The following is an 11,454-nucleotide window of genomic DNA, read 5'->3' as shown; positions in this document are numbered from 1 at the left end:
CGCCTACACCGTGCGTCCTTCCTTGCGCAGTTCCTTGGCGATGCCGCGGCGCAGGTCGGCGGCCAGGATGCGGTCGCGTCCCGCCTGCATCGCGTTGATCGCGCCGAAGCGCACCACGTTGGCGATCGCGCCGCCGGCCAGCTCATGCCGCTCGGCGAATTCCGCGAGGTCCACGTCCACGTCCAGCCGCCCCGTGTGCCGCACCATGCCTTCCCACAGCCGCAGGCGCTGCTCGGCGTCCGGCATGGGGAAATACACCGCCGACTGGAAGCGCCGCGCGAACGCGTCGTCGATGTTGCCCTTGAGGTTGCTCGCCAGGATCACCGTGCCGGGGAAGTCCTCGACGCGCTGCAGCAGGTAGGACACCTCCTGGTTGGCGTGCCGGTCGTTGCTGCTGGAGGTCGCGGTCCGCTTGCCGAAGAGCGCGTCCGCCTCGTCGAAGAACAGGATCCAGCGCCGGTGCTGCGCCTGGTCGAAGACCTGGGCGAGGTTCTTCTCCGTCTCGCCGATGTACTTGGAGACCACCATCGACAGGTCGATGCGGTAGACGTCCGCGCCGACCTTGTCGCCGATCAGCGTGGCGGTCAGCGTCTTGCCCGTGCCCGGCGGGCCGAAGAACAGGCAGCGGTAACCGGGCTTGAGCGCCTTGTCGAGCTGCCAGTCCCGCATCAGCGTGTCGCCGTGGCGGGCCCAGGTGATGATCGCCTCGACCTCGTCCATCACGTCGGGGTCGAGCACGAGGTCGTTCCAACCGAGCTTGGTCTCGATCAGCTTGGCCGGGAACTGCGTGCTGTAGTCGGGCTTGCGGGCCTCGCCGGTGCACAGCAGGTCCAGCGTGTCCGCGCCGGCCAGCAGCGCGGAGCCGTACCAGGGCTCGCCCGGCGCCTCATGCGCGAGCCGCACCATGCCGAGCCGGCGCAGCGGCGCCGTCTCGTCGAGCATCTGCCGCAGCGCGAAGCGGCGCGCCAGGTCCTCGCCCGCGATCAGGAAGGCCGCCGTCTCCACCGTCGGCAGGAAGCCGCCGTGGTGCCGGCCCTTCCAGCCGCCGAACTCGCAGAAGCCGCGATCCAGGTTGCGGTTGCTGACGAAGAGCAGGTCCATCAGCTGCGGCCGCAGGTGCGGCGCGAGCGCGAGCGCGAGCACCAGCCGCTCCGCCGGGCCGAGATCACCTTCGCGGATCAGCCGCGCGAGGTCGTTGTCCGGCTCGCCCGCCGGCGGCGGCAAGGCGGGAGGAGGGGCAGCTCGCCGCGATCCGGGAACCGCGGCGATGCCGACCTCGGCGGCGCGACCACCTCTTCCTGCCCGAAGTGCCCGGCCAGGCGCAGCTGCAGCACGCGGTCCAGCCAGTGCAGCTCGGCCTCTAGCGCGCGCGCGTTGTTCGTCGCGCGCGGCGACGGGTCAGCGCCAGTCCACATGAATCACCCTTTCCATCCACGGGTGCCGCAAGGTCGCGTAGCCCCAGGGCAGTTGATCGATCAGCATGTCGAAGGGGCCCGGCTCGACCGACAGCTGCCACGCGTCGTCGCCGCGCTCCAGCTGGCCGGCGCGGCGCAGGAAGCTGCCGCGCAGGCCGTCGATCGACGTGGTGCCCAGGATCCGCCAGTGCTGGATCACGGCGCCGAGCAGGCCGTCGATCGCTTCGCGCTCGGCGTCGGAGAGCTCGATCAGGCGCGGCACCGTCGTGTCCAGCGGCACGCCGCACAGCAGCTTGTTGAGCACGAGCTCCGGCTCGGGTGCCGCGGCATGGCCGGTCGCCAGCGCCTGCAGCAGCAGCACGGCGCGCGCGGCGGCCTCCGGTCCGGTGAAGGCGCGGTCGTCGGCGAGGCCGAGCATCGAGAACAGCCGCGGCAGGTAGGGCGACACCAGCACGAGCCCCGCGTTGCCGACGGCGATCTGCGCGCTTGACGCGTGGGCATCGGCATCAGCGCCGGCATGAGCGTCGACGTCGATCGACGAGCCGGGCGTCCTCGACGCATCGGAGTCTCCCTGTCCCCGCGTCGCGCGTGACGTGGCGGAGGACTTGCGCCACGGCAGGCGCAACACGGACAGCGCGGCCGCCAGCACGGCCGTAGCCGCGCGCACCGCGCGGTCGAACCAGCGCGCGGGCGGCTCCGATCCGGGCGGGGCATGGCGCTCCAGGTCTTCGCGGACTTCCGCCTCGTAGCGGGCCGGATCGAAGCTCGACGACGGATGGCGCACCGCGTGGCCGAGCGTCGCCTGCCAGAGCCGACGCCGACGTGCTTCGATCGTCGCGCCGTCGGCGGTCGATGGAGCAGGGTGCTTCGATGAAGGAGACCGGCCCGTCGCATGGGACCCCGACATCCCCGCCGCAACGTCGCTGAATCTATCGCCTGCCATGTCGCCTGCCATGTCGGCCGACACCTGGCCGGCCGCGACGGCGGCGATCCACGCGGCGACGGCTTCGGCGGCGGGCTCGGCCATCCACAGGCTGAGCAGGCGCGGCAGCAGCCGTTCGGGCAGGGCCTGCACCAGGCGTTCGCGCACGATCGCCGTCTCACCGACGCGCTGCAAGGTGGCGCGCAGCCAGTCGCGGTCTTCGCGCAGCAGCGGTGCCCACGCATGCGCGACGCCGTGCAGCGGATCGCTGCCGCTCGAGAACGCCGCGCCCGCATCCAGCGCCGCGAGCAGCTGCGCGCGCAGCAGCATCAACGCGGCGGGCCGCGGAGCCACCGCGTGGTCCATCGCCTGGCCCAGCACCGATTCCCACAGCGCCGCTTGCGTACGTGGCGAGCGGCCGTTGCGACGGGCCTGCGCGACGATGTCGAGCAGTCGCGCCGCCGCCGCCGGCTCGCCGGGCATGAAGGCGTGGACCAGCGTGCCCAGCAGGTCCTCGTCGAATTGCGCAGCCAGCCGCTGCAGCAGCGCCGCGCGGTCCGGCGTGGTGCGCAACGCGGCGACGAGCGCGCCCGCGTCCTCGCGCAGCGCGTCGCGGGCGAGGCTGACCGGATCGTCCCCGCGTCCCTGCCAGGGCAGCCGGCCATGACGCAGGAAATGCAGCAACGCGTCGCGTCGCGCCTGCGGCCGCGTGCTGACGCGCAGGCCGGTCGCGCGGCCGGACGCGCTGGTCGCGCCGGGGCCGCGCAGTTCCTGCAGCACGCGGCGCAGGCGCTCGCGCAGCAGGCGCGGCGCTTCGGTCTCCCACTCGGCGGCGGGCAGCTCGCCGAGGTCGATCTCCAGCTCGTCCAGGCGCCAGTGCTCCTCGGCCGGACAGCATTCGTCGAAGACCTCGTCGATCACGCGCAGCAACGGCCCCTGCACGCACGCGACCAGGCGCGCCTCCGTCTCGCCCGGCGTCATGCCGAGGGCCTGGCCGACGCCCTGGCCGAGCCCCAGTCCGGTGCCGAAGTCCGCGTCGACCGTCATGCGCTCGACCAGATGCGGCAAGGCGTGGTCGGCGTCACGCATGGCCTTGCACGATCGGCCCGTGGCCGTCGTCCTCTCCGCGTGGTCCGCGGCCGGCATCGCCGCCGTCGCCGGTCATCGCTGCGTCGTCGATCCCCAGGCGCTCGATCACGCGGCACGCGGTCTCGTCCGCCAGCGTCCGCGCGCGCTCGTCGTCGGGAGAGTCGGCCCACGCGAGTCGCGCCTCCAGCCAGGCCGCATAGGTGTCCTCGAATCGCTGCATCGGCTCGGCGTCCAGCCACACGCAGCGCAGCGTCAGGTGGGCGGGGCAGCTGATGCGCAGCGTCTCTTCCGCGAAGTGGCGAAAGGCCGGTTGCGACGTGCGATGCGTCCACCCCGGCAGCACCACCGTCACGCGCAGTTGATGGAAGTCCTTCGACAGCCCCAGGCGCGCATGCGAAAGCGCATCCTGGCGCAGCGGCCGCAGCAGCACGTGCTCGACGACGTGCATGCCTTCGCTCTCCTGGTCCAGATGACGCAGGAACAGCCGCAGGCTGGCGGCACCGCGGCGCGCGGCGGCGGCGTCGGGGAACTCGCCGAGCAGCCACCATTGCTGGTTCTCATCGGGCCCGAGGATGAGGCGGCGCGCTTCGCCGCCGCCGCGGTTCCCTCCGTCTGGGACGCCGCCTTGGCCATTGCCTTGGCCGCCGCCGCCGCCGAAACCCCTCGTGGCCGGCATCAGCCGGTAACGCGCGCTGTGCTGACCGGCGCGCAGCAGCCCCGCCGGAATCGGCAAGCGCAGCCAGGGCATGCGTTGCAGGTCCTCGCGCACCTGTGCGCGGTCGGACGGCTGCACGGCGTGGCCCGCGGACGGCGCCAGCCGCACGGCGTCGTCCTGGTCGTCGAGCAGCCAGGGCTGATGTCCGGCGCCCGGCCTGGCGACGAGGGTGAAGCGCTGCTCGCGCAGCGCGCGCGTCAGCGGTCGGTCGTGCCACTGCTTGAAGCCCAGCAGCAGGCTCGCGCGGCGCTGCAGCCCGCCGCAGTTGTCCGGCACGTCCCACGACGGCCGGGTGGGATCGAAGCCGCCCGCGCGGTCGCGCGTCAGCTGCACGATGTCGCGCAGCCAGGTGGCCTTGTTCTCCAGCAGCAGCGTCTCGGACTCCTCGGGGCTGAGGTGGCCGAGGAACTGCCGCATCGAGTTCTGCGTGTAGGTCTCGCCGTGCAGCGCCAGCAGGTGGTCGAGCGCGCGGTTCTTGCGCCGCGCCGAGCGGTCGAACGGGCGGTACACCGCCTCGGCCACGGCCTGCGGCGCTTCCTTGTAGAGCTGGTCCAGCCCCGGCACGGCGTCGGCGCCGATCATCTGCGTCCACAGGCCCTGACGTGCGCCGGGCGTGACGGAGAACAGTTCGCGCAGATGCTGCAGCTGGGCCAGGCCTTGCGCGATGGCCTGCTCCTGCATCACCAGGTAGGCCTTGAGCTGCCGGGCGCGCGCCTGCCGCTGCGGCGGCGCGGTGGACGGCACGCCGTAGCGCCCCAGGCCGTAGATCGCGGGCAGGTGGTCCTGCACCGAGACGTAGGTGTCGAGCCGGCGGTGCACGCCGCGCGGCAGCAGTTCGGCGGCGCGCGCGGCCTGCTCGGTGCGTCCGCGCGCCTGATGGGAGCGGCCGGCCGAGCGCAGGTCCTCCAGCCGCCGGCGCAGGTCGTTCCAGGCCACCGGCACCACGTTGCCGCGCCGGCGCACGCTGATCGTCGGCGGCACGTCGCGATCGGGCAGGCGCAGCGACAGCGCCCAGTCCCGGCCGCGCCATTCGACCGAGCCGGCGTTCGTCTCACGGCCCTCGGCGCGCAGGGCGACCACGCGCGCGTCGACGACGCCCGGCACCGACAGCACCACCGTCGTCAGGTCCGAGAGGAACAGCCAGTCGACGGCATAGCCCGCCTCCGGTGCCGGCGCGTCTTCGATGAAGCCGTTGCGCAGCTCGGGCCCGGTGTAGATGCGCTCCAGCGACTGGCCTTCGCGCAGCAGCTCGTCCAGCGTGCGCGAGACCGCGGCGCGCGCGATGTGCCGCGCGCAGCGGTCGTAGACCTCGGCCAGGATGTCGACGCCGTCGCGCGGACCGGCGATGTCGATGTCGGCATGCAGGTCGCAGGGCACGTCGCGCATGCGGACGATGTCGGGATGCAGGTCCTCGCCGAGGTTGCGGCGCTCGAAGTAGGCCGCGCGCGCCGCGGCGATGCGCTCGGCCGCGACTTCGTCCGACAGGACGGCACGGCCGGACGATCCGGGCGCGGAGCCGCTGGCCGAGCTGCTGGCCGAGCTGCTTGCGGAGCCCTTCGTCGACCTGTTCGTCGACCCGTTCCCCCAGCCGTTCGTGGCAGCGCCCGTGTCGCGCGTCAGCTGCAGCTGCAGCCGGTACAGGCCGGTGCCCGGCTCGGCCAGCAGCGTGGCGTCGTCGAGTCCGGGCGCCGCGTCGAGCAGATGACGCCGATAGTCCGCCGGCGTGGTCGGCCGGCAGGGGAAGACCTCCGCCGGCGGATGCAGCGACAGCGCTTCGTAGTCGATGGTGCCGTCGGGTCCGGTCAGATGGTCCGCCACCGGGAAGCCGGCGCGGTAGACGACATCGGTGAGGCCGAAGCACAGCTGCTCCAGCATCGTGATGCCGGGGTCGTGCAGGTTGTGGTCGGTCCACACGCCGCCGCTGAGCTGCTGCAGCAGGGCGATGCCGCGCGCGCGCAGCCCGTCGAAGCCGACGTCGCGCTCCTCGTCGGTCGTCGGCGTCAGCTTGACCGGCGTCGTCGGCATGACCGGAGGCGCGGACGGCCCCGGCAGATCGGACGGGAACGCCGAAAGATGCGACGTCGCGCCGCCCGCGCTCATGTCGAGCCTCCCGTCATCTCGGGGTCGAACCACAGCTGCGACACGGAGGCCTGGATCACCTTGCCCTCGCCGTAGTCGCACTGCGTGCGGATCTGCAGCCGGTAGCTCGCGCGCCGGCCGTGGCCGCCCGTCCAGCGCAGCTGGATGCGGTCGCAGCGGCGGCCGTACCAGGCGTGCTGGCTGCGGATGCGCTTGCGCGGCGAGAGGAACTCCAGCCAGCCCGGCAGCGGGTTGTAGGTGTTCATCGCGATCGCATGCAGCATCGCGAAGCGCCCGCCGTCCTTCTGCCCGACGCCGGCCATCACCTCGAAGGCCTGGCAGCCGCTCAGCGCGCCGGTCAGGTCGTGCCACTCGCCGTCGGCCTTGAGCGGCTGGCCCGCCTCGTCCTCGCGGCGCAGGTCGCCGAGCCGGCCCGACGACGCCACCACGCCCGCCACCTCCAGCGCCTGTCGCGGCTTCGCCGTGCCGATGCCGACGCGGCCCTCGGTGTCCAGCGCCAGCACCGGGTCCCGCGTGCCGGCGGCGCGCGCGTCGCCGTGGTGGAACAGCAGCTGGTCGCGGTCGCCGCCGTAGGCCATCGACCAGATCGCCTCGCGGCCGCTCTGCTCGCGGTAGAAGCTGATCAGCGCGTCGTGGCTGACCGGCGTGGAGACCTCGAAGCCGTTCTCCGGCGTCTTGCGGAAGCCCTCGTCGCTCATGTTGAGCATCGAGTCGATCAGGTCGCCGAAGTGGTCGCTGGTGGGCAGCCGACCCTCCTGGAAGAACTGCTTGAGCGTGTCGCGGTTGCGGGTCGTCATGGCGCGCCCCTGCCGATCACGACGGCGGGCCCGGCGTCCTGCCGCTCCGGTCCGCCGATGATGAAGGTGCTGCCGACCGCCAGCCGGTCCACGCCGGTGGCGCGCGGCGACACCGTCTCCGGAAAGCGGTCGACCGCGGTGAGGATGTGCTGCGGCATCGGCAGCGCGATGCTCCACGGCAGCCGCGCGCGCGCATGGGCCGCGCCGGTGGCCGGCGGCGCGCTGGCACGGCCGCCATGGCCGTTCTGTCCGTCGTTGCCGCGCCGACCCGGCGGCGGGACGTCCAGCGGCCCGCGGGCGGTGTCGGACAGAGTGTAGACGTCGCGGTCGTCGCAGGCCACGGTGATCAGCGACAGCTGCGTCACGAAGCTCACGCCCTCCAGCGCGCGCAGCCGGGCCTCGAGGTCCTCGCTGCGCACCAGCCAGTCGAAGCGCGCGCCGTAGCCGTCGTCGAACCACGGCGACAGGTAGTGGACGATCGCCTCGTTGACGCGGCGCAGCGTCGCGCCTTCGTGCGCGCCGCGCGTCAGGCCGAGCGTCGCGCGCAGCTGCAGCCGGTCGTAGGCGGGATTGCGCACCTGGAAGCGCGCGAAGGGCGAGCCGATCTCCGTCAGCGCGGCGGTCATGCGGGCCAGCTCGACCGCGTTGAAGCGCGGCGCCGCGCAGGCCAGCGCGGGCAGGTTGCGCGGCAGCGTCGGGATCACCACGGCCGTCACGCCGCCGCTGCCGTCCTGCGCGGGCAGGCAGCGCGCCTTCATCACATCGGGGAAGCGCGACAGCAGCAGCCGCTCGACGTCCCAGCCCAGCGACGCGCGGCCCTTGTGCTGCAGCCGCTCGCCGGCGCGCGTGATCATGGCGCGTTCGTCCTCCTCGCGCTGCAGACTGAAGGAGCGTCCGACCTGCGTGACCGAGGCCAGCCCCGGCAGCGTCGCCGACGGCCGCACGATGGCGCCGTCCACCAGCGGCACCGGCGGGGCGGGCGGCGCGCTGCCGGTGCGCGGCGGTGCAGCGCCCGTCATTCCCGTATCGCCCGGCATCTGCCGCCGCAGCCGCACGCCCTGCGTGCGCACGGACACCAGACCGGCGAAGGAATCGAACTCCGCGGCCGCCGACAGCCGCAGCCAGTACAGCCCGGCCGGCATCACGGTGTGGTCGGTGCTCATGTCGCGCGGCAGGTCCAGCGTCACGATGCCGGAGGTCAGGCAGCCGTGCGTCGTGTCGCCGAGCACGCGCGACGGGGCCAGCGTCCGCCACTCGTCGTTGGCCAGCGTGGCCCATTGCACGGCGCGCGGCCGCGACCCGTTCAGCAGGCTGCGCGCCGAGGACTCGCGCAGCTGGAACAGCAGCGTCAGCACGCCGCCGGGGTCGCAGGAGGACAGGCCGATGTAGAGGTTGCCGTCGACGCCCAGGCGCGGCAGCAGGTCGTGACCGCCGCCCGACATCGCCGAATACAGCGTCTGCAGGCCGAAGGGGTGGAGGTGGAACAGCCGCTCGCCGTCGACGCCCTCGGGCGGATCGTCGTCGCGGTCGAGCGCGATGACGCTGGCGGCCTCGTAGTTCAGCGAGATGCGCTCGATCACCGGCGTGTACGGCGGATTCGGCAGCGGGCTCGGGCGCTTGGTGCGCGCGTTGGCGGCCACCGTCGCGGCCAGCTCGACCGGATAGGCCGCATGGCCGAAGGCCGCGCGCGGGCCGCTCAGCTGCAGCCGGCACAGGCCGTTGCGGGGCATCGGCATCGTCGACCAGTCCTCGTCCGTGGCGCGGCTGAGCTTGCGCACCGAGCCGGGATCGATCTCGATGTGCTGCGTCGCGATCAGCTCGCCGGCCGCGTTGGCGCCGGCGAACAGCGGCTGGTGGGCCGAGCGGTTCGCGCAGGCCTGCCATTGGCTGTCGCGCAGCCAGGCGATCTCGGTGCTGAACTGGCCCTGGCGCAGCTCCTTGCCGGCGGTGCCGCCGTAGCCGGCGTAATGCGTGTCGAAGCCGCCGGGCTCGAGCGGCAGGCCGCCCCATTCGATGTCCAGCGAGAGCCGGTCCAGGGTCTTGCGCGCCGCCTCGGGCGAGCCCACGACCAGGTAGGAGGACAGGCCCGGCAGCGGACCGAAGGGCGCGAAGGCCTTGGTCGGATCGAGCGGGCCGAGGTTGTTGGCCAGCCGCACCTCGCGCACGCCGCGCACGCACACGCGCAGGTCGACCTCCGCCAGCGGCAGCCGCGCGAGCAGCGAGTACGGATAGAGCCGCCCCTGCGTCGCGACTTCCAGCTGCAGCACCGGCAGCCGCGTCGGCCACTCCGCGCCGTGCACGGCGGGATCGCAGCCGGTGATGGCCGGCGCGTCCGCGCGCAGCCGGATCAGCAGCGACAGACCGGCGCCGGCGGCGCGGTCGAGGCGGCTCTCGACGGTCCACCAGCCGGCCGCCGTGCTCAGGCTCAGGCGGAACGCGCCCTGCAGCAGCCGGTCGAAGATCAGCGCGCGGTTGGGCGCGCCGGAGCCATCGAACATCGCAGGCAGGCCTTCGCCGAGCAGGCGGTGCGCGGCGTTGCGCATGGAGACCCAGTCGGTGTCGCGCAGGTCCTGGTTGACCTCCACCGTGGTGCCAGGTCTTGCGTCGCCGCCGGCCAGCAGCCATTGCGGCACCAGGTCCCCGAAGGCATCGCGGAAGGCGTCCGCGGTCTTGGCGCGCAGCACCGCGTCGCGCAGCCCGCGCAGGTCCGGCGCGGCGCCGGACGAGGTCTGACGCAGGATCACGCGGATCTCGCGCTCGCCTTCGCGCAACAGGAGCAGCGGCGACGCAATGGCCAGGCCGATGCGCGCATCTTCGGCCCCCGCGCCGCCGGCCGCGCCGAACAGCGGCCAGACGGTGCGGCCGTCCGCCACCGGCTGCGCGACCTTGGCGCGGGTGACGTAGTTGAGGTCCCGCTCGGGCGCGATCAGCCGGTCCCGTTCCAGCCGCAGCGTGCGCAGCGTCTCCACGCGCGCATCGGTGACGGTCAAGGGACCCTCGCTGACGAAACGTACCGGCCGGCCCGCCGCGTCCTTGCCCGCGTCGAAGGCGGTGCCCGCCGGCACGTGCACGTCGCCGGGCGCGCGCAGGTCGCGCTGGCAGGCCAGGTAGACGGTGTCGGCGCGCGACGGCGCGAGGTCGAAGCCCAGGCAGTCGCGGTAGTAGAACGCGGTGTGCCGGGCGGGGAAGCGGTTGACCTCGCGCTGCGCCGTCTCGCAGACCTTCAGGAAGGCGACCAGCAGCGCCGCCGCGGGCTCGTGGTTGGCCGTGGCGATGCTGTCGGGCAGCAGCTCGCGCGCCAGCCGGCGCACGTCGTCCACCGCGCTGAGGAAGGCGAAGAAGCGTTCGCGCAGCCGCTCGCGGTCCTCGCGCTCCGCGTCCGGATCGACGGCCGGCTCCTCGCTGATCTGGCGGTGCCACATGCGCGAGAGCTCGCGCTCCACCGGCCCCGGCGGACGCGGCGCGGCCGGCGCGTCCTGCCTGTCCTCGCCCTGGAGGAAGCGCCGCTCGACCCAGCGCAGGTCGGCCGCCAGCTGCTGGTCGACCAGCAGGTGGATGCGCTCGCGCAGCACGCGCGGCGCGGTGTCGTGGATGCCGGCCAGCGCGCGCCACCACAGGTCCAGCCAGCCCGCCAGCGTCAACACCTGGCGCGCCAGGTGCGGCAGCGGCGCCGAGTCCACCTCGCGTCCGAAGCGCTGCTGCAGCGGCCACGGATCGACCGCCGCGATGCGCGCCATCACCAGCGTCGGATCGGTGGCGAAGAGCGAGCTCCAGTCGCCCGCGTCGTGGTCGTCCAGGTCGATGAAGCGCAGATGGCGCGCCAGCTGCGCCGTCATCTCCACGCGCTGCTCGAAGTCCAGGTCGTCCGGGCGGAAGTAGCCCGGCGCCAGGGCCATCGGGAAGCGCTCGCGCTGTTCGGTGCCGGTGCTCATGCGGCGATCCTCCCTGGCGCGTCGCGCCCCGGGTCCTCGGTCCCCAGCACCTCGCCCTCGCGCAGGTAGAGCGGGAACACGAAGTTGTAGCGGCTGTTGCTGCTGCGCAGCGTGTAGTCGAGCTGGATGCGCAGCACCCCGTCGTACAGCCCGGAGGTGTCGATGTCGATCGCGTTGAGCGCGATGCGCGCCTCGAAGAACAGGATGGCCTGCTGGATGAGGCTGCGGATCTCCGTCAGCGTGCTGTCGTTCATCGTCTCGAAGACCATGCGCCGCAGGCCGCAGCCGTAGGTCGGGTGCATCACGCGCTCGCCCGGCGCGGTGGTCAGCAGGATGCGCAGGCTCTCCTCGACGTCGGTCACGCCGCACACCATCACGCCGCCGCGCGTGCGCCGGTCGAAGGCCGGCGGGAAGGCCCAGCCGGTGCCGAGGAAGTCGTGTTCGCCGTCCATGTGGAGGTGTCCGTGAGCGGGTCCGTGGAGGA

7 protein-coding genes are annotated in these 11,454 nt (G+C 73.2%); all 7 read right to left on the bottom strand.

The window, feature by feature from the left end; translation table 11 throughout:
* Positions 1 to 3 precede the first annotated feature (3 nt).
* Genes AC1VNM_RS09815 through AC1VNM_RS09785 form a run of 7 tightly spaced genes read right to left on the bottom strand, consistent with a single transcriptional unit; the run spans position 4 to position 11,422 of the window.
* Positions 4 to 1,224 carry an ATP-binding protein gene (locus tag AC1VNM_RS09815; protein WP_483106784.1) on the bottom strand — a complete coding sequence of 407 codons (1,221 nt, stop codon included), beginning with the start codon at positions 1,222 to 1,224 and terminating at the stop codon, positions 4 to 6.
* Positions 1,179 to 1,415 (bottom strand): hypothetical protein, encoded by a 237-nt coding sequence (locus AC1VNM_RS09810; protein WP_483106783.1) that lies wholly within the window; start codon positions 1,413 to 1,415, stop codon positions 1,179 to 1,181. Before AC1VNM_RS09810 ends, AC1VNM_RS09815 begins: the two co-directional genes overlap by 46 nt.
* Positions 1,399 to 3,426, bottom strand: a complete 2,028-nt coding sequence (locus tag AC1VNM_RS09805; RefSeq protein WP_483106782.1) for a contractile injection system tape measure protein — start codon at positions 3,424 to 3,426, stop codon at positions 1,399 to 1,401. The genes AC1VNM_RS09810 and AC1VNM_RS09805 overlap by 17 nt, the downstream gene beginning before the upstream one ends.
* Complete coding sequence (locus AC1VNM_RS09800) at positions 3,419 to 6,241, bottom strand: hypothetical protein (protein WP_483106781.1); 2,823 nt, start codon at positions 6,239 to 6,241, stop codon at positions 3,419 to 3,421. The genes AC1VNM_RS09805 and AC1VNM_RS09800 overlap by 8 nt, the downstream gene beginning before the upstream one ends.
* Positions 6,238 to 7,038, bottom strand: a complete 801-nt coding sequence (locus AC1VNM_RS09795) for a hypothetical protein (protein WP_483106780.1) — start codon at positions 7,036 to 7,038, stop codon at positions 6,238 to 6,240. Before AC1VNM_RS09795 ends, AC1VNM_RS09800 begins: the two co-directional genes overlap by 4 nt.
* A complete protein-coding gene (locus AC1VNM_RS09790; RefSeq protein ID WP_483106779.1) occupies positions 7,035 to 10,970 on the bottom strand; it encodes a hypothetical protein in 3,936 nt (1,311 codons plus the stop codon). Before AC1VNM_RS09790 ends, AC1VNM_RS09795 begins: the two co-directional genes overlap by 4 nt.
* The gene (locus AC1VNM_RS09785) at positions 10,967 to 11,422 is read right to left on the bottom strand and encodes a GPW/gp25 family protein (RefSeq protein ID WP_483106778.1); all 456 of its coding nucleotides are present in this window, start codon (positions 11,420 to 11,422) and stop codon (positions 10,967 to 10,969) included. Before AC1VNM_RS09785 ends, AC1VNM_RS09790 begins: the two co-directional genes overlap by 4 nt.
* Positions 11,423 to 11,454 lie beyond the last annotated feature (32 nt).

Source organism: Mitsuaria sp. MSU3D (genome assembly GCF_056867975.1).
The sequence above is the reverse complement of the archived record's forward strand: the minus strand, read 5'-3'. Positions and strand labels throughout refer to the sequence as shown.

Excerpts from the sequence above, each read along its gene's own strand:
- AC1VNM_RS09785 (WP_483106778.1), bottom strand. The coding sequence starts at position 11,422 with ATGGACGGCGAACACGACTTCCTCGGCACCGGCTGGGCCTTCCCGCCG.
- AC1VNM_RS09800 (WP_483106781.1), bottom strand. The coding sequence starts at position 6,241 with ATGAGCGCGGGCGGCGCGACGTCGCATCTTTCGGCGTTCCCGTCCGAT.
- AC1VNM_RS09795 (WP_483106780.1), bottom strand. The coding sequence starts at position 7,038 with ATGACGACCCGCAACCGCGACACGCTCAAGCAGTTCTTCCAGGAGGGT.
- AC1VNM_RS09810 (WP_483106783.1), bottom strand. The coding sequence starts at position 1,415 with ATGTGGACTGGCGCTGACCCGTCGCCGCGCGCGACGAACAACGCGCGC.
- AC1VNM_RS09790 (WP_483106779.1), bottom strand. The coding sequence starts at position 10,970 with ATGAGCACCGGCACCGAACAGCGCGAGCGCTTCCCGATGGCCCTGGCG.
- AC1VNM_RS09805 (WP_483106782.1), bottom strand. The coding sequence starts at position 3,426 with ATGCGTGACGCCGACCACGCCTTGCCGCATCTGGTCGAGCGCATGACG.